This window comes from Bradyrhizobium sp. WYCCWR 13022 (genome assembly GCF_030435535.1).
Classification (GTDB): Bacteria; Pseudomonadota; Alphaproteobacteria; order Rhizobiales; family Xanthobacteraceae; genus Bradyrhizobium.
Window position 1 is genome coordinate 957,969 of the sequence record NZ_JAUIZJ010000002.1, and the last position, 17,014, is coordinate 974,982.

The window sequence follows — 17,014 nt, forward strand, 5'->3', positions numbered from 1 at the left end:
AAAGCCTCGTCGCACAAGGACGGCACGCCCTATCCGGACAAGTATCGCGAGCGATTGACGCCTTCGAAACAGCCAAGTGACCATTGCTCTGGATCGGGTAGCATTGCGGCGCGCGGATCACGATTCTTCCTGCGCTTCTTCGACGACCCGCTTCAGAACCGGAAGGGTCATCCGCCAATAGAATTCGACATGCTTAGCTCCGGAGTCCTCGCCGATCTCCCAATCCGGTCCCCTGCGCACCGGTGACGACGGCACCACTTGCTCCACCGTCAAAATCGTCTCCGCGCCGCTGGCCTCCAGCGTCATGGTGATGGTCGAATGGAATTCGGGATGATCGGGCAGACCTGACACGCTGGACCAATAGGTGTATTGCAGCAATTGGTGCCGCTGAACCTCAACAACCTGCCCTTTGTCGCGGTAGCGCCTCGCTCCGATGTTCGCCTCGATCTCAATGAGGTCACCGGCCTGCCAGCCCGTCCTGAAGTGGGCGTTGCGCCAGAGCTCCCCGGCATCGGGACTGATCAGAGCCTCCCACACATCACGCGGTTCGGCTGCAATGCCGATCGACTGAAATACCCTATGAAACGACACGGATTGACCTGCTCATCACCTAGATCCGCGCACAAAGCGCTGTGAGAATCTGGCGTCCGTCCGGCCAGTCACCGAGATTGCTCGCACCGTTGATGTGCCCCTTCGCGCCGATATTGACCAGCTCGCTGCCCCACTGCCCTGCCCTTGCCTGCACATAGGGCAGCGACGCGTAGGGATCATTGGTGCTGGCCACGATCATCGAGGGAAAGCGAAAGTGCTCTTCCGGCACGGACGTAAACGCCGCAGCCTCGACCGGGAACGCCGGAGACTGCGGATCGGGCACAGCAACCAGAAGCGCGCCCTGCACCGGCGCAGTCGCTTGCTTCTGCCAATGCGCGACAAGCAGACAGGCCAAACTGTGGGCCACGAGCACCGGCGGCGTTGTTGCCGCGCCGACAGCCCGATCCAACGCCGCGATCCAGTCGGCCAGGTCAGGTCGATCCCAGCTCGCCGGACTGAACCTGCGGATGGTGGGATCCGCGAGCTCCCAGTGGCTTTGCCAATGCGCTTCGCCGGAGTTGCCGATCCCGGGCAAATGGATGAATTGCGTCACACCTGACCTCTCGTCTGTCGCCATGCAGGCGCGGAGCATGGCGATTTACATCGACAAACGGAATTGGCATTCATCGGAAAGCGCAGCGCAATTCCGATAGATTAGAGGTCATGACGCGAAGCCAGGATTTCCAGCCCATGCTCGACCCGACCGATGTTGCGATCATCGAGACGCTTCAGGACGATGGCCGCATCAGCGTCTCGGAGTTAGGACGCAAGGTCGGCCTGTCCCAGCCCGCCACCTCGGAGCGGCTGAAGCGGCTGGAGGAGCGCGGGATCATCAGGGCCTATCGCGCGGTCATCGAGCCGGCCTCGGTCGGCCTCAACATGATGGCGGTCATCCGCCTGCGGACGACGCACGAGCACATCAAGGCGTGCCTGAAGCAGTTTGCCGAGATGCCCGAGATCATCGAAGTCCTGAGGCTGACGGGCGAGGATTGCTTTCATCTCAAGGTGATCGTGCCCTCACCCGCGGATCTCGAGAGCATCGTCGATGCGATTGCCCGATACGGCTCCGTCACGACCGCCATCGTCTTGCGGAGCGAGCCGCCGAAGCGGATCGGGCGCGAACTGATCCAGAGGGGCTAGCGCGCCATTCATGACCATTCGTCCCATCGTCCGCTATCCCGACCGCCGGCTCGCGATGCCGGCTCGCCCCGTCACCGCCTTCGACGACGGCTTGCGGGAGCTTGCGGCGGACCTGCTGGAGACCATGCGCGCCGCGCCCGGCATCGGCATCACGGCGCCGCATATCGGCGTGCCGTTGCGGCTCGTCGTGCTCGAGCTCGATGCCGTCGCGGGTCCGCAGACCTACGTCAACCCGCAGATCGAGTGGGCTTCGCCCGAGATGATCATGCACAAGGAGGGCAGCGTCTCGATGCCCGGCGTCAACGACGAGGTGCAGCGCCACGCCCGCGTGCGGGTCAGCTATCAGGACCTGGAAGGTGTTGCGCAAAGCGAGGAGTCCCAGGCTCTGCGCGCCGTCTGCCATCAGCACGAGATCGACCAGCTCGACGGGATGTTCTGGATCCAGCGGCTGTCGCGGCTGAAGCGGGAGCGGCTGGTGAAGAAGTTCGAGAAGATGGGGCGACCGTAGAGGGAGCTCAACGGATTTCAATGCAACTGCTTGCCGCGCCGCCAGGTCGGCTCCAGGCGGAGAAGACGGCCCTGGCTGCCCCGCTTTTCCGGCGGAAGCCAACGCTTGAAATATTGATCGCGGAAACGGAACGGAATGATCGCTTCGGTACGGTCGATGAAGTCCCGCACGCGCTCCGCATCCCAGGGCCCCGGATAGACGAAGAGCGGTTGAAGGAAGAGGCGTTGCTGACCGAGTATGAGGCCTAGCCTCGACATAATTGGTCGCGTCTCCGTTTGTGCCGGCAATGCATCGTCAAACTCGGGCCAGCAAAACTGATATCCGAAAGTGAACCAACAGGGACCCATCTCCTGCTTCGGGAATTTGTCGTCATCGAGTGCGAAATCAATTGCGGCGGAAACCTGCGCTTCGCTCAAGGACCAGCTCGGGTGCGTGCGGTAGGGACCGTTCTGCTGGGCCTCCGCACCGAAGATGCCTCGCGCCTCCTCGACCCTCGACGTCGCACCAGCAAGGTTCAGCAGCCCGGGCTCATGACATGTGAGCTGAATGTAGTGGCCGAAGGTCGATCGGGTCAGCTCGGCCAGGAACCGTTGCACCGATGGCCAGGCGCACCGTGGATCCCGAAGCCGGGATTGATGGCCGAAGGACACGGATTTGGGGGCGCGATAGACCACCCACTCGCTGTGACCGGCACTCATCCGCCCGCCACCAGCGCCTTTGCCAGCGCCATGTAGGCCGGCAGCGTCACGGGATCGTTGGCGGCGTTGCCTGCGACGGGGTGCGAAGCGTAGCGCGCGATCACCATCTCGGCCTTGGGATCGACGTAGATGCCCTGGCCGTGCACGCCGCGCGCCATGTAGGCGCCGTGAGCGTTGTGCGTGACCCACCATTGATTGTGGTAGGACGCGCCTGGGAGCGTGGTGTAGCCGGCCGGCTTGAACTTTTCGGGATTGCCGCCGCGCGCGATGTCCTCGACGACCTGTGACGGCACGATCTGGCGGCCATTGAAGCGGCCGTGGTTGCGGATGGTCTCGCCGAAACGGGCGAGATCGCGGAGCGTCGTGGAAAGACCGCCACCGCCGCTCTCGGTGCCGACGCGATCGACATGATAATGCGCGTCCTCCTCCGCGCCCATCGGCTGCCAGATCCGTTCGGAGAGAAGGTCGGACAGCGTCATCCCGCTGGCGCGCCTGATGATCCAGGCCAGAACGTCGGTGTTGACGGTCTTGTAGGAGAAAGCCTTGCCGTGCTCGCCCTGCTTTGTCTGCGACACCAGGAAATCGAAGATCGTGGTCGGGCCGTCATAGTCGGGCGGGATCGGCGCCATGCCGTTGGCGCGCCGCAGGCCCCAGACGTGCGAGTTCTTGTCGGTGTAGACCTCGGTGTATTCGAGCCCCGTGGTCATATCCATGGCCTCGTGCACGCGCGCATCGCCGAACGCACTCGCCTTCAGCTCCGGCACGTAATCCGTCACAGGCGCCTGCGGATCGATCTTGCCCTCGCTGACCAGGAGACCTGCGAGCACTCCGGTGAACGACTTCGTCACCGACATCGCGATATGCGGCTTGTGCGGCTTCAGCGCGCCAAAATAGCGCTCATAGATCAGCCTGCCCCGATGCAGCACCGCGATGCCGTCGGTGTACGTCTCATCCAGCATCTTCGCGAACGTCATGGGCCGCCCGTCCATCGTGATCGATGCGACCGCGCCGATGTCCTGCTCCGCGCGCGGCAGCACCGACGCGGGCCCTGCTCCGCGCCAGACGTTCACGGTGGGCACAAGCTGGCGGATGTTGCTCCAGGCCCAGCGGAGTTCGGGGAAGCTGCGGAAGGAGCCGTCCTGGAAGGTGATGATGCGATCGGGCGATGGCGGGAAGCCGCGCATATAGCCGAGGGCTTCGGGGTCGGATTCGGCAGAGGTTGCAGGCGGGACGGACATCAGCGCTGGCTCCAGAGAGGCGACGCTGAGGTCGTAGCATGGGCAGGCACGGTGCACATCCAACGCAAGCGCTGGGCACCTGCGCGGCGATCAGGACGGCGGCAACTCACTAAAGGGATCGAGCACTGGCACACCCAGCGGCTCGAAGTGCCTGACATTGCGCGACAGGATCGTCAGCGCGTGCTGACGCGCCGTGGCGGCAATGATGATATCGGCAAATCCGGGCGCATGCCCCTGCCCGCGAGCCCGGTCCGATAGCTCTCCCGCGAGCCGCGCGACCGCCGTATCGAACGCCAGAATTCGGTCGCCATAGAGATGCAATACGACGTCTAGCCATTGGGCCAAGTCCTTGCTCCTGCGCGTGGCCTTCTCGCGCCGCAGCTTGGCGATTCCGTCCTCGACCTCCGCAATCGTCACCGCAGACAAGAACAACGAAGCGGAGTGCGCATCCATCCATTCGACCAGCGCCGCGGGCGCCAGCCGGTTCGGCGAGACCGCGGATATGACGTTGGTATCGACGAGGTACACGTCTCAGAAATCGGTCTTGCGTAGCTTGGACCGATTGCGCGCCGGCAGATCCCCCGCCCTCGCGGGAGCAGCCATCAAAAGACGTCCGAAGCTCGGGACCTGCGAAAGCCGGCGCCACTCCTCGTAGCTCAGGACCACCGCCTGCTTCTTGCCATGGCGCGTGATCACCGCCGGCTTGCCGTCAATGGCTTCATCGACGACTGCAGAGAGATTGGCCTTGGCATCACGAAGCTGGATTTCTCGCATAGAGCACCTATGTGACTATTGTAGTCATATAGGAGAATGGCGGACAATTCAAGCGAGCACTGGTAGGCAGCTGAGCGAGGCGTAACCCGCCATTGTGCGCTCGACCATATGAGGGGCCTCCGTGGATTACGCCTTCGGCTAGTCACCCTACGCGCCACCTCCTCGCGACTTGTCGAATTCATCATTTCTGGCTATATTACTGGAAATCAAGGAGACCCTATGGGAAGCTCACAGAAACGCGCCATCCAGAATTATCGCTCGCGCCTGGGAAAGCGCGGCCTGGCTCGTTTTGAGGTGCTCGGCCGGGATGCCGATCGCGATCTCATCCGCTCGTTCGCCAGACGCCTGTCAGAAGATACGCCCGAGGCCTTGGAGCTTCGCGCTGCCGTGAGCAAGTCGATCGCGGGAGAACCGCCAAAGCCCGGCGGTATCCTTGCCGCATTGCGTCGCTCACCACTCGTCGGCGCAGATCTCGATCTTTCGCGCCCCCGCGAGAAGGGGCGCAAGGTCGACCTGTGACACGCTATCTCCTCGACACCAACATCATCAGCAACGTCGTCAAACCGCAGCCATCGAAATCGCTGCTGTCATGGATGTCGATGCAGCGCGACGAGGATTTGTTCATCGCGTCACTAACCGTCGGAGAAATCCGCCGCGGCATTCTGGAAAAACCGCGCGGTAAAAAGCGCGACCTCCTCGATCTCTGGTTCTCAGGGCCTGAAGGACCGCAGGCTCTCTTTGCCGGCCGCATCCTGTCTTTCGACGATAAGGCGGGGCTCGTCTGGGCACGGCTGATGGCCGAAGGCAAAACGGCGGGCAAACCGCGAAGCGCGCTCGACATGATCATTGCCGCGATCGCCGCTGCGAACGACTGCATCGTCGTGACGGACAACGAAAAGGATTTTGCCGGAATCAAGGTCTTCAATCCAGTGCGCGGGTGAGCCGGATGTTAGAGCCAAAAGACGTGGATGACTCCCTCAAAGGTCATAGAGTACGCCAATTTTTTGAAATCGAAGCGCAGACGCTACTTGCCCGTTACCGAGTTATCGAAACTCTACTCCCTCACGCACGGACTCGCGGCGCGGCGCATCGCGGGGAAGAAGGCCGACATATCGAGTCTCTCCTTCGGTCGTTTCTGAACAAACACTTGCCGGGCAATCTTCGCGCTGTTTCAGGCTTTATCCTATGTCCGTCAACGAAAACAGGCGTGCAGGACATCAAGCGCGTGGCCGAACACCCCGACCGTCACAGCAGCCAGCTCGATGTCATTATCTACGACTTCGACGCGTTTCCCGTTTTTGAACGGTTCGAGGAATTCTGTATAGTTCCTCCTGAAGGTGTGGTGGGCATCCTTTCCGTGAAAAAGACCCTATACAACAGGGAAATCGAGAAAGAATTCGTCGCTCTCAAAGGAGCCGCGGACCTCTGTCATCAGGAAAATCGCCGCGGCCCTTATACAGGCCTCTTTGCCTTCTCCGCGGAAGAAAAAGACGACGCCGCTCTCGGCAGCCGCATCTTTAAGGCAATCAAAAACACGCATGAGAGCCAACTGTTTGACCCAATGGTCAATGAGGCTTCGGTGATGGCAAGGGTATGTATTTTCAAGAATAGGCCAAAGCACACGCCGCAGAACGCGCGATATGTCCGCGTTGACTGTCGGTCGGAGCCGCATATTCCCTTGCAGCGTCTTCTACAAAGCCTGCTGTCGGTCTATTACGACGAGACCCGGGGCTCTGGAAAGCAGCGACCCGGGTTCGTATCATTCAAGAAAAGAACATTCGCAAACTCACCCGAACTCGGCTTAATACCGTACTTAGAATCGGAGTGATTGAACTGCACTCCCCCTTACTCCCACTCAATCGTCCCAGGCGGCTTGCTCGTCACATCATAAACCACCCTATTCACGCCCTTCACCTCGTTGATGATGCGCGTGGCGGTCTCGCCCAGGAACTTCATGTCGAACTGGTAGAAGTCGGCGGTCATGCCGTCGGTGGAGGTGACGGCGCGCAGGCCCACGACGTAGTCGTAGGTGCGGCCGTCGCCCATGACGCCGACGGTCTTGACGGGGAGCAGCACGGCGAAGGCCTGCCAGATGTCGTCGTAGAGGCCGTGTTTGCGGATCTGGTCGATGTACACGGCATCGGCCTTGCGCAGGATGTCGAGCTTGTCCTTCGTGATGTCGCCGGGGCAGCGGATGGCGAGGCCGGGGCCGGGGAACGGGTGGCGGCCGACGAAGATCTCGGGCAGGCCGAGCTCGTAGCCGAGCTTGCGCACCTCGTCCTTGAACAGCTCGCGCAGGGGCTCGACGAGCTTCATGTTCATGCGTTCAGGCAGACCGCCGACATTGTGGTGCGACTTAATGGTGACCGAAGGTCCGCCGGTGAAGGAGACGCTTTCGATCACGTCAGGATAGAGCGTGCCCTGCGCGAGGAAGTCGGCGCCGCCGATCTTCCTGGCCTCCTGCTCGAACACCTCGATGAAGAGGCGGCCGATGGTCTTGCGCTTCACTTCCGGATCGGTGACGCCTTCGAGTTCGCCGAGAAATTGCTTCGAAGCGTCCACGTGCACGAGCGGGATGTTGTAGTGGTGGCGGAACAGGTCGACGACGGTCTTGGCTTCGTCGAGGCGCAGCATGCCGTGATCGACGAACACGCAGGTGAGCTGATCGCCGATGGCTTCGTGGATCAGCACGGCCGCGACGGCGGAATCGACGCCGCCGGAGAGGCCGCAGATCACCTTGCCCTTGCCGACCTGCGCGCGGATCTTGGCGATCTCTTCCTCGCGGAAGGCGCGCATGGTCCAGTCGCCGGTGAGGCCGGCGATCTTGCGGACGAAATTGCGGATCAGCTTGGCGCCGTCGGGCGTGTGCACCACTTCGGGGTGGAACATCAGGCCGTAATATTTGCGCGTCTCGTCCTGGATGATCGCGAAGGGCGCGTTCGGCGAGGTGCCGGCGACGGAGAAGCCCGGCGGCATCTTGGTGATGCGATCACCATGGCTCATCCAGACCTGGTTCTTGCTGCCTGACGACCAGACGTCCTCGAACAGCTTGCTGTCGGCCTTGACCTCGACATCGGCGCGGCCGAATTCGCGGTGATGACCGCCCTCGACCTCGCCCCCTAACTGGGCCGCCATGGTCATCTGGCCGTAGCAGATGCCCATCACGGGCACGCCGGAGGCGAAGATCAGCTGCGGGGCGCGGGGCGAGCCGGCCTCGTGCACCGACTCGGGGCCGCCGGAGAGAATCACCGCCTTCGGCTTCATCTCCAAAAAGGCCTGTTCGGCCTTGTTGAACGGGACGATCTCGCAATAGACGCCGTCCTCGCGCACGCGACGCGCAATCAGCTGCGTCACCTGGCTGCCGAAGTCGACGATGAGAATCTTGTCGTGCGCCGAGGCCACTGAAGGCGTCGACGCGGAGCGGTCGTTCTGTGCTGCTGTCATGGCAAGCAGATACGCGATGAGCCCCCTGCCCGCAACCGCGCGCTCGCGCGCGCCCACATGCTTCTTTGGGCATGGACATCTGAATATAGGTAAGTATTATTGACCTAATATGCCCGCCAACAATCGGGGGCCGATCAGGGAGAACGCCATGTCGAAATTCCATCAGCCATCAACGCTTGCCGAGCTCGGACGGACCTGGGTCGAGGCCTGGAACGCACGCGATCTCGAGCGCGTGCTGACGCTTTACGACAATGCCACGGTGATGACGTCCGACCGCATCCCGGCGATGGGGTTCGATGCCAGCGGGACCGTGCGCGGCAAGGACGAGTTGCGCGCCTATTGGGGCAAGGCGCTCGGGCTCTTGCCGGAGTTGCACTTCACGTTGATCGATGTGTTCGTCAGTCCTGACAGCCTGGTGGTTTTTTACGAGAACGAGCGCGGGAAGAAGATTTGCGAGTATCTGCGCGTGAATGATGCGGGGTTGATCGTGCAGGGCTCGGCGAACCATTTGGGGCATTGAGGGCGTCGTCCACCGCTGTCATTCCCAGCCTTGTGCGCAATTGCGCACTGGAGCGGGGAATCCAGTACGCCGCGGCTCCTCGATGAATCACCGCTGCCTCGGAGTACTGGATCGCCCGATCAAGTCGGGCGATGACAGCGAGAGTGTGTGATACGCGTGCCCCGAGGGCGCAATGACGGAGACTGGTAAGACAGCGTGCGCTAACAACTCTCCGCCGGCCGACACAGGACCTCTCCCATGAAACTCCCCACCTCGCCCTTCACCGTCACCGACTGGAGCAAGGTCGAAGCCACCACGCATCCAGGAGAGACCGGGCACGCGCTGTGGCGGACGCTCAACATCGGCGATCTCCGGGTGCGGATGGTGGAGTATTCGCCGGGCTATCTCGCCGATCATTGGTGCGATCGCGGGCACGTGCTCTACGTGCTCGCGGGCGAGCTCGACAGCGAGCTGCGCGACGGGCGCAGGTTCAAGCTGACGCCGGGCATGAGCTATCAGGTATCGGATTTCGGCGACGCTGCGCATCGCTCCTCGACGGCGGTGGGTGCGACGCTCTTCATCGTGGATTGACGGAACCATCCTTCGGACAAGGTTTGCAGCGCAAAATAGAAAACTGCTGCCAGCTCGCTGTCAGCGCGTGCCGCCTTGAAGTTGCCCCAAAAAATCGCTAGATTGTGAACATCGATCCTTGGCCGAACGACTGGGCCGCTGCGCCTCATTTTCAATGGGCGAGCACGTTTCAGGTATTTCTCCAAAATCGACCAATCGGGACGTGGGCGCCGACAAGGCGCATTTGTCCCCCTGAGTGCATCGTCAATTGAAAGGAAATGACTATGGCAATGGGCACCGTGAAGTGGTTCAACAACCAAAAGGGCTTCGGCTTCATCCAGCCGGATGACGGCGACAAGGACGTGTTCGTCCACATCAGCGCCGTCGAGCGCGCGGGTCTGTCGACCCTCAACGAGGGCCAGAAGGTCTCGTTCGACATCGTTGCGGACCGCCGCAGCGGCAAGTCCGCGGCCGACAACCTCCGCGCCGGCTAGCCAGCCACGCCATTCACGATCCGACCGCGGACGTACCGGCGGATCGTCGAGTTCAGAAACCCCGCGACCGGGATCCGGTTCGCGGGGTTTTTGTTTGAGCCATGCTTCATTCCGCGGTTCGCGCCGCGAAAGCCCGGAACGACGGCGGAACGAGATCAGCCGCCCTTCTTCAGAACCGAGACGAAGAACCCGTCCGTCCCCGTGCGGCGCGGGGTCATCAGCCAGCCCTCAGGCGATTGCAGCGCAGCCTTGGCAAAGTCCTCGGCCTTGTCCCAGAGCACGCTTGCGGTCTGCTCCGGCGGCAGCGTCGAAAACTCCGGATGTTTTGCGACGAACGCCCTCACCTGCTCGTTGTTCTCTTCGGACAGCACCGAGCAGGTGATGTAGGCGATGCGGCCGCCGGTCTTGACCAGCGGAACCGCGCGCTCCAGCACCTCGGCCTGGTCCTTCAGGCGAACCTCCAGCGCGCCCGGCCGCATGCGCCATTTGGCGTCGGGGTTGCGGCGCCAGGTACCGGTTCCCGTGCACGGCGCGTCGATCACGACGAGGTCGGCGGTGGCGCTGATGTCGGCGAGCGGATCCGCTTCGCCCTTGGGCGTGCGGACGTCGGCATTGTGGACGCCGGCGCGCGACAGGCGCTCGTGGATCGGGGCAAGCTGGCGCTTGTCGCGGTCGGTCGCGATCAGCCGCCCCTTGCCCTGCATCAGCGCGGCGAGCGCCAGCGTCTTGCCGCCGGCGCCGGCACAGAGATCGATCACCTGCTCGCCGGGTTTTGCGGCGGTGAACATGGCCGCAAGCTGCGATCCCTCATCCTGCACTTCAATGCCGCCCTTGATGAAATCCTCCTCGGCCTGGATGCCCGGGTTGCGCGCATCGGCCGAAAGCTCGATGCGCAGGCCGTTTGGCGACCAGGGCGTCGGTTTCGCATGAAGATGAGCAAGCGCCTTCAGCACCTTGTCGCGATTGGATTTTAGCGTGTTGACGCGCAGATCGAGCGGCGCCCGGCTCGCCATCGCCGCGGCCTCCGCCGCGCGGTCCTCGCCGAACACTTTGGCCAGATGGGAATCGAGCCATTCCGGATAGTCGCCGGCGATCGCGGCGGGCGCGTCCTTCAGCGAGCGATGGCCGAGCGCTGCCTCCTCTGCTGCAGTCAGCGGCTCCGGCGCAAACCGGCTGCCGTCGAACATCGCGGCCATAGTCGCGATGTCCATGTTCCGCTCGAGGCGGAGCATGCCGATCAGCCGCGCCCGTGCGCTGTCATCGTCCATGAGGTAGGCGCTCGAGGCATAGCGGCGCAGCACGTCCCAGACGAGGCCGGCAATGGCGGCGCGGTCGCCGGAGCCGGCGAAGCGGTGCGCGGTGCCCCACTCCTTCAGCGCCTTGGCCGCGGGCACGCGGTCGCGTTCGATGATGTCGATCAGTTCGATGGCTGCGGACAGCCGGGCAGCGGGAGTCATTTGAATCTTTCAGATCAAATCGGACCAGCAAGGATCAGATCAGCAACAGGATTTTCAATGCGAAGTAGATCCACATCACCAGCAGCACGAGCACGCCGGCGAGCCAGACCGACGAGCGGTAGCCGAGATCGTTCGAGGTGACGAACACGCCGGCATGGGCAAAGCGGCTCACCACGAACACCCAGGACATCAGCACGATGAAGAGATCGGCATGGCGGAGCGGCAGCGCCAGTGCGATCAGGGCGTAGAACAGTACCGGCAGCTCGAACTGGTTGCGGTAGCAATTGGCGATTTGCGTGGGACCCTTCGGCCAGTTCGGCTCGCCCAGCGCAATGTCGCGAATCCTGGTCTCGCCCGAGACCAGCGCATTCCGCCGCCCGAACACCATGCCGATCAGCAGCGCGAAGGTGAGGCCGATCTGCACGAAGACCGGCAGCAGGACCATTTGAACGGACATCGGATCTTTCCCGTAAGGCGGATTGCCGCAGACCGTCATTAGCCGCGACTTCTGGCGCTGACAATCAACGAGTTGAACCGGCGTTCCCGCATCTGCGACCAACTGCCGATCGTCAAAGCGATTTCGGTCCCTGGAGCCCGGCGGGATAGCGCCAGGAGAACACCATGAACACCCTGTCCAGCCTTTGGACCGAATCCGCCGACGGCCAGCTCGGCATCTGGATGTCGGCGCCGTCAGGGATCGCGGCAGCCCTCGCCGTCGCTCTGGCGCTGACGGTGTATTTCCGCCTGGGCTACCGAACCTCGCGCGACATGTTTCGGCACGGTCTGGCCGTGCTGGCTGCCGTCGCCCTGCTCGCCTTCGCCGGCTACGACATGCGCCACGCTGCGCTCGCCTATCTCGGCCTCAACCCCTCCAGGCCCGCGATCGAGTTCGAGATCCGGATGCCGCGCGAAACGCTCAACGCCGTGTCGGCCGACACCCAGATCGAGCTGCACACCGACCGCAACCAGACCCTCGCCCTGGTCGACGGCGTGACCGACCTTGCCGACGGACGCGCGCTGCTGCGCGGCGCGGTGGCGCTGAACCACCGCACCGCCGACCGGGTGCTGGTGCTGAGCCTGCCCGGCAAGGGCACGTTCGAGTTCCGCCTGCGCCTGCCCGCCGAGCCGCATCGCACCGAGCAGTTCGGCCCCTGGCACCTCGCCGACCGCATCGCCTCGCCGATCGCAAGCGGCGTCGCGCAGCAGGACGCCTACACGATCCGCTATCGCGTGCTTTAAACTTTGTTTCATCGCACGTTTTGCGCGCGCGTCATCGTTCCGACGTTTGCGCGCGCGATAGTTTGCGCATGTCCGAATTTCGCCTCACCCAGATTTCCGACACGCATCTCGGCCGGCGCTTTCCCGGCCTGATCGCGAACTTCCATCGCGTCAGCGAGCATATCGACGCCGACAGGCCCGATCTCGTCGTCAACACCGGCGATGTGTCCTTCGACGGGCCAACGAGCCGCGACGATGTCGCGTTTGCGAAAAGCCTGCACGCAGCCCTCCCCGTCGCCTGCCGCTACATTCCCGGAAATCACGACATCGGCGACAACCCGACCGCGCTCGGGCCGGCGCCCAAGCCGCCGATCGCGGAAGCGCACCGCCGGCAGTTTTGCGACATCATCGGCGAGGACCATTGGTCGTTCGAAGCCGCCGGCTGGCGCTTCATCGGCATCAACTCGCTGGTGATGAATTCAGGGCTCGCGTTCGAGGCCGAGCAGTTCGACTGGCTAACTTCCGAGATCTCACGCGTAAACGGCAGGCCGGTCGCGCTGTTCATCCACAAGCCGCTGTTTCTCAACCTGCCCGACGATGCTGAAACACCGGAGACCTCGATCCGCTACGTGCCGCAGCCGGCGCGCGCGCGGTTGATCGAGATGTTTGGCAGGGTGGATCTTCGCCTCATCGCCAGCGGTCACGTGCACCAGCGCCGCGACTTCACGTTCCGCCACGTCAGGCACGTCTGGGCGCCGTCGGCAGGCTTCAGCATCAACGATGCCCGCCAGGACCGGATCGCGATCAAGGAGACCGGCCTCGTCGAATACCGCTTCGCCCCAGACAATTTCGAAGTCCGCCACGTCCGCGCGGCGGGCCAGGTCGATATCGACATCGAAGAGCTGTTCGCCCAGATGGGCGGCGAGCACTAAGCGGCCGCGTCGCCTCTCAGGCGACGCTCTCGAGATCCTGCTGGATTGCAGCCAGCAGCGACTGCAGCGCTTCGCTGGTCACCGGCTGAGCGACCGGAGCATTGGCCGGCACAATGTTGGCGGGCTGGGTCGCATGCACCGGACGCTTGGGAAAGCGTGGCGGCGGCGCCGGCATCGGAGGCTGCACGAACGCCTCTTCATCCTCGCTATGCACGAACTTGCCATGGATGACGTCATCATGGCGGCCCATGACAAACATCGCCGCCCAATAGCCGGCAGCCAGAAGGATTATGCAGAAAATACCGATCTCAAACATCGCAGCACCTGAAATATGCGCGATGATTCAATGCCTTCGCCCAGACGTCAATGAACCGCCGGTCACACCTTGCGCCTTTTACGGGCAGGTGTGGCCGATCGGTAACTCTTTGTTAACCAATGACGCCCGGGATGTGGCGCCGGGGCAACTTCGCGGCGCCCCAGGCCACCAGCAGACGCGCCAGGCCTTGAAAGTTAAGCCTTATCCGGCCCGACCCGGACGAGCTGCTTGCCGAAATTGGCGCCCTTCAGGAGCCCGATGAAGGCACCGGGAGCGCTCTCCAGGCCCTCGGTGACGAACTCCTTGTACTTCACCTTGCCGTCGCGGACCCATCCCGACATGTCGCGCAGGAAGTCGCCATGGCGGCTGGCGAAGTCGGAGACGATGAAGCCGCGGAAGGTCAGCCGCTTGGTCAGCGTCGCGCGCATCATGGATGCGGCCCATTTCGGCGGCTTGGCCTCGGTGTCGTTGTAATGGGCGATCAGGCCGCAGACCGGCACGCGCGCGAACGGATTGAGAAGCGGGAACACCGCCTCGAACACCGCGCCGCCGACGTTCTCGAAATAGACGTCGATGCCTTTCGGGCAGGCGTCCTTCAGCTTCGCAGGCAAATCAGGATCGCGGTGATCGATGCAGGCATCGAAGCCGAGCTCCTTCACCACGTAGTCGCACTTGTCCTTGCCGCCGGCGATGCCGACCGCGCGTGCGCCCTTGATCTTCGCGATCTGGCCGACGGCAGAACCGACCGCGCCGGAAGCGCCGGCGACGACGACGGTCTCGCCCTCTTGCGGCTTGCCGATGTCGAGCAGGCCCGTATAGGCGGTCATGCCGGGCATGCCGAGCACGCCGATCGAGGTCGAGATCGGCCCGAGCCTGGGATCGACCTTGATCAGGCCCTTGCCGTTCGAGATCGCATGCGTCTGCCAGCCTGTGCGTGCACGAACGATGTCGCCCACCGCGAAATCAGGATTGCTGGAGGCCGCAACCTCGCTCACCGCCTCGCCTTCCATCACGCCGCCGACCGGCACCGGCGCGGCGTAGGACGGACCGTCGCTCATGCGCCCGCGCATGTAGGGATCGAGCGACAGCCAGATCGTGCGCAGCAGAACTTCGCCGGCGCCGGGCGTCGGCGCCGCGAATTCCTCCAGGCGAAAATCAGACGATTTGGGTTCGCCGACGGGACGCGCGGCGAGAACGATGCGTTTTGCTTGGGACATGATGGCTTCCTCCTGACTGCTTGTTGCAGTCATTTAGGAGGTGCGCGGGAATGAAGCAAATCCACACGCTCGGTGTCATCGCCCGCGAAGGCGGGCGATCCAGTATTCCAGAGACAGCAGTGATTGAACCGAAGGACCGCGGCGTACTGGATGCCCCGCCTTCGCGGGGCATGACACCGTCATTTTGGCGGGCGCGTCGCAATCCGACGCGCAGCCGAAAACAGAGCGGAGCGACTAGCCCCCGCCCGGATAGTTCGGGCTCTCGCGCGTGATGGTCACGTCGTGGACGTGGCTTTCGCGCAGGCCCGCGCCGGTGATGCGGACGAACTGTGCCTTGGCGTGCAGCTCGTTCATGTCCTTGGCGCCGACATAGCCCATCGCGGCGCGGAGGCCACCGGCGAGTTGGTGCATGACGTTGCCGACCGGGCCCTTGTACGGCACCTGGCCCTCGATGCCTTCAGGCACGAGCTTGAGCGAATCCTTGATGTCCTGCTGGAAGTAGCGGTCGGCAGATCCCCGCGCCATCGCGCCGACCGAGCCCATGCCGCGATAGGCCTTGTAGGAACGGCCCTGCCACAGGAAGACTTCGCCCGGCGTCTCGTCGGTGCCGGCGAGCAGCGAGCCGACCATCGCGATGTCGGCACCGGCGGCGAGCGCCTTGGCGAGGTCGCCGGAGAACTTGATGCCGCCGTCGGCGATGACGGGGATGTCGGACTTCTTCGCGGCCTCGACCGCATCCATGATCGCGGTGAGTTGCGGCACGCCGACGCCGGCGACGATGCGGGTGGTGCAGATCGAACCCGGACCGATGCCGACCTTGATGCAATCAGCGCCCGCATCGATCAGCGCCTGCGCGCCTTCCGACGTCGCGACGTTGCCGGCGACGACCTGCACGGAGTTGGAGAGACGCTTGATGCGGTTGACCGCGTGCAACACGTGACGGGAATGGCCGTGCGCGGTGTCGACGACGACGAGATCGACGCCGGCATCGATCAGCCGCTCGGTACGCTCGAAGCCGGTGTCACCGACGGTGGTGGCGGCGGCGACGCGGAGGCGGCCCTGCGCGTCCTTGCAGGCGAGCGGATGGGCGACCGCCTTCTCCATGTCCTTCACGGTGATGAGGCCGACGCAGCGATACTGGTCGTCGACGACGAGCAGCTTCTCGATGCGATGCTGGTGCAGCATCCGCCGTGCTTCGTCCTGGCTGACATTCTCCCGCACCGTGACGAGCTTTTCATGCGTCATCAGCTCGGAGACTTTTTGCCGGCGGTCGGTGGCAAAGCGCACGTCGCGGTTGGTGAGGATGCCGACCAGCTTGCCTGGCGTGTTCTTGCCGGCGCCGGTGACGACGGGAATGCCGGAGATGCCGTGGTCGCTCATCAGCTTGAGCGCATCGTCGAGCGTGGCCTCGGGGCTGATGGTGAGCGGGTTCACCACCATGCCCGACTCGTAGCGCTTGACCTGCCGGACTTGGGCGGCCTGCCCTTCGGGATCGAAATTGCGGTGGATGACGCCGAGGCCGCCGGCCTGGGCCATGGCGATCGCCATGCGGGCCTCGGTGACGGTGTCCATGGCGGAGGCCATGATCGGGATGTTGAGCGGAATGGCGCGGGTGACGCGGGAGCGGATGTCGACCTCGCCCGGCATGACGTCGGACAGGCCCGGCTTCAACAGCACGTCGTCGAACGTAAAGGCTTCGCGGATGCCTTGAAGTTGCACCGTGGCCATATGCCAACTCCTTCCTGCGGCCCTGCCGCAAATGAGTATGGATGAGCGCCGCCCTCGGCGTACCTTGCGGCATCGCCGGAGAATCGGAGCCCATCGGTGGGGTTGACGCGGGTCGATAGCACGGCCGCGTGACGAATCAAAGCAAATCGGACCGCTGGCCAGCCATGCACAGGCTTTTTTACGTGAATTT

Annotated in this window: 22 protein-coding genes; 10 read left to right on the forward strand and 12 right to left on the reverse strand. The window is 63.4% G+C overall.

Annotated elements, in window-relative coordinates:
- Positions 1–117 precede the first annotated feature (117 nt).
- Together QY049_RS05780 and QY049_RS05785 are read right to left on the reverse strand one after the other, a co-directional pair.
- On the reverse strand, positions 118–591 hold the full coding sequence (locus QY049_RS05780) for an SRPBCC domain-containing protein (RefSeq protein ID WP_258762019.1): 474 nt from the start codon (positions 589–591) through the stop codon (positions 118–120).
- A gap of 19 nt (positions 592–610) precedes the next feature.
- The gene (locus tag QY049_RS05785; protein ID WP_301269189.1) at positions 611–1,144 is read right to left on the reverse strand and encodes an alpha/beta hydrolase; all 534 of its coding nucleotides are present in this window, start codon (positions 1,142–1,144) and stop codon (positions 611–613) included.
- 137 nt (positions 1,145–1,281) lie between these two features.
- Here QY049_RS05785 and QY049_RS05790 point away from each other — a divergent pair, with 137 nt between their 5' ends.
- Both QY049_RS05790 and QY049_RS05795 read left to right on the forward strand, forming a co-directional pair.
- On the forward strand, positions 1,282–1,731 hold the full coding sequence (locus tag QY049_RS05790) for an Lrp/AsnC family transcriptional regulator (RefSeq protein WP_258762020.1): 450 nt from the start codon (positions 1,282–1,284) through the stop codon (positions 1,729–1,731).
- Positions 1,732–1,741: 10 nt separating this feature from the next.
- Entirely contained in the window at positions 1,742–2,239 is a 498-nt protein-coding gene (locus tag QY049_RS05795; RefSeq protein WP_258762021.1) for a peptide deformylase, read from the forward strand.
- Positions 2,240–2,256: 17 nt separating this feature from the next.
- Here QY049_RS05795 and QY049_RS05800 read toward each other — a convergent pair whose 3' ends face one another.
- The 4 genes from QY049_RS05800 to QY049_RS05815 form a co-directional block, all read right to left on the reverse strand.
- Entirely contained in the window at positions 2,257–2,937 is a 681-nt protein-coding gene (locus tag QY049_RS05800) for a hypothetical protein (RefSeq protein ID WP_301269190.1), read from the reverse strand.
- Positions 2,934–4,175: a serine hydrolase gene (locus tag QY049_RS05805; protein WP_301269191.1), complete on the reverse strand. Its 1,242-nt coding sequence runs from the start codon at positions 4,173–4,175 to the stop codon at positions 2,934–2,936. The genes QY049_RS05800 and QY049_RS05805 overlap by 4 nt, the downstream gene beginning before the upstream one ends.
- 90 nt (positions 4,176–4,265) lie before the next feature.
- A complete protein-coding gene (locus tag QY049_RS05810) occupies positions 4,266–4,703 on the reverse strand; it encodes a type II toxin-antitoxin system VapC family toxin (protein ID WP_258762024.1) in 438 nt (145 codons plus the stop codon).
- 3 nt (positions 4,704–4,706) lie between these two features.
- Entirely contained in the window at positions 4,707–4,949 is a 243-nt protein-coding gene (locus QY049_RS05815; protein ID WP_258762025.1) for a type II toxin-antitoxin system Phd/YefM family antitoxin, read from the reverse strand.
- Between the two features lie 219 nt (positions 4,950–5,168).
- On the opposite strand from QY049_RS05815, the gene QY049_RS05820 reads away from it, so the two are divergent.
- From QY049_RS05820 to QY049_RS05830, 3 genes are read left to right on the forward strand one after another with little or no spacing between them, the layout of a single operon-like run.
- Positions 5,169–5,468, forward strand: a complete 300-nt coding sequence (locus QY049_RS05820) for a hypothetical protein (protein ID WP_258762026.1) — start codon at positions 5,169–5,171, stop codon at positions 5,466–5,468.
- Positions 5,465–5,890, forward strand: a complete 426-nt coding sequence (locus QY049_RS05825; RefSeq protein ID WP_258762027.1) for a PIN domain-containing protein — start codon at positions 5,465–5,467, stop codon at positions 5,888–5,890. Before QY049_RS05820 ends, QY049_RS05825 begins: the two co-directional genes overlap by 4 nt.
- 23 nt (positions 5,891–5,913) lie before the next feature.
- Entirely contained in the window at positions 5,914–6,777 is an 864-nt protein-coding gene (locus QY049_RS05830) for a DUF6602 domain-containing protein (RefSeq protein WP_258762028.1), read from the forward strand.
- 17 nt (positions 6,778–6,794) lie between these two features.
- Here QY049_RS05830 and guaA read toward each other — a convergent pair whose 3' ends face one another.
- Complete coding sequence (gene guaA, locus QY049_RS05835) at positions 6,795–8,393, reverse strand: glutamine-hydrolyzing GMP synthase (RefSeq protein WP_258762029.1); 1,599 nt, start codon at positions 8,391–8,393, stop codon at positions 6,795–6,797.
- A gap of 148 nt (positions 8,394–8,541) precedes the next feature.
- On the opposite strand from guaA, the gene QY049_RS05840 reads away from it, so the two are divergent.
- The 3 genes from QY049_RS05840 to QY049_RS05850 all read left to right on the forward strand — a co-directional run bounded on the left by QY049_RS05840 (position 8,542) and on the right by QY049_RS05850 (position 9,956).
- Entirely contained in the window at positions 8,542–8,913 is a 372-nt protein-coding gene (locus QY049_RS05840; protein WP_258762030.1) for a nuclear transport factor 2 family protein, read from the forward strand.
- Between the two features lie 237 nt (positions 8,914–9,150).
- Positions 9,151–9,483 (forward strand): DHCW motif cupin fold protein, encoded by a 333-nt coding sequence (locus QY049_RS05845; protein WP_258762031.1) that lies wholly within the window; start codon positions 9,151–9,153, stop codon positions 9,481–9,483.
- A gap of 263 nt (positions 9,484–9,746) precedes the next feature.
- Complete coding sequence (locus tag QY049_RS05850) at positions 9,747–9,956, forward strand: cold-shock protein (RefSeq protein ID WP_194482758.1); 210 nt, start codon at positions 9,747–9,749, stop codon at positions 9,954–9,956.
- A gap of 155 nt (positions 9,957–10,111) precedes the next feature.
- On the opposite strand, the gene QY049_RS05855 is transcribed toward QY049_RS05850, so the two are convergent.
- A complete protein-coding gene (locus tag QY049_RS05855) occupies positions 10,112–11,413 on the reverse strand; it encodes an RsmB/NOP family class I SAM-dependent RNA methyltransferase (protein ID WP_258762032.1) in 1,302 nt (433 codons plus the stop codon).
- A gap of 34 nt (positions 11,414–11,447) precedes the next feature.
- Complete coding sequence (locus QY049_RS05860) at positions 11,448–11,870, reverse strand: MAPEG family protein (protein WP_258762033.1); 423 nt, start codon at positions 11,868–11,870, stop codon at positions 11,448–11,450.
- A 164-nt stretch (positions 11,871–12,034) separates the two neighbouring features.
- Here QY049_RS05860 and QY049_RS05865 point away from each other — a divergent pair, with 164 nt between their 5' ends.
- Both QY049_RS05865 and QY049_RS05870 read left to right on the forward strand, forming a co-directional pair.
- The gene (locus tag QY049_RS05865; protein ID WP_258762034.1) at positions 12,035–12,652 is read left to right on the forward strand and encodes an acriflavin resistance protein; all 618 of its coding nucleotides are present in this window, start codon (positions 12,035–12,037) and stop codon (positions 12,650–12,652) included.
- Between the two features lie 68 nt (positions 12,653–12,720).
- Entirely contained in the window at positions 12,721–13,563 is an 843-nt protein-coding gene (locus QY049_RS05870) for a metallophosphoesterase (protein WP_258762035.1), read from the forward strand.
- Positions 13,564–13,579: 16 nt separating this feature from the next.
- Here the strand turns inward: QY049_RS05870 and QY049_RS05875 are convergent, their stop codons facing one another.
- From QY049_RS05875 to guaB, 3 genes are all read right to left on the reverse strand, one after another.
- Positions 13,580–13,879: a hypothetical protein gene (locus tag QY049_RS05875; RefSeq protein WP_258762036.1), complete on the reverse strand. Its 300-nt coding sequence runs from the start codon at positions 13,877–13,879 to the stop codon at positions 13,580–13,582.
- 194 nt (positions 13,880–14,073) lie between these two features.
- Positions 14,074–15,096 carry an NADP-dependent oxidoreductase gene (locus QY049_RS05880; RefSeq protein WP_258762038.1) on the reverse strand — a complete coding sequence of 341 codons (1,023 nt, stop codon included), beginning with the start codon at positions 15,094–15,096 and terminating at the stop codon, positions 14,074–14,076.
- A 234-nt stretch (positions 15,097–15,330) separates the two neighbouring features.
- The gene (gene guaB / locus QY049_RS05885; protein ID WP_194476362.1) at positions 15,331–16,824 is read right to left on the reverse strand and encodes an IMP dehydrogenase; all 1,494 of its coding nucleotides are present in this window, start codon (positions 16,822–16,824) and stop codon (positions 15,331–15,333) included.
- Positions 16,825–17,014: the final 190 nt, after the last annotated feature.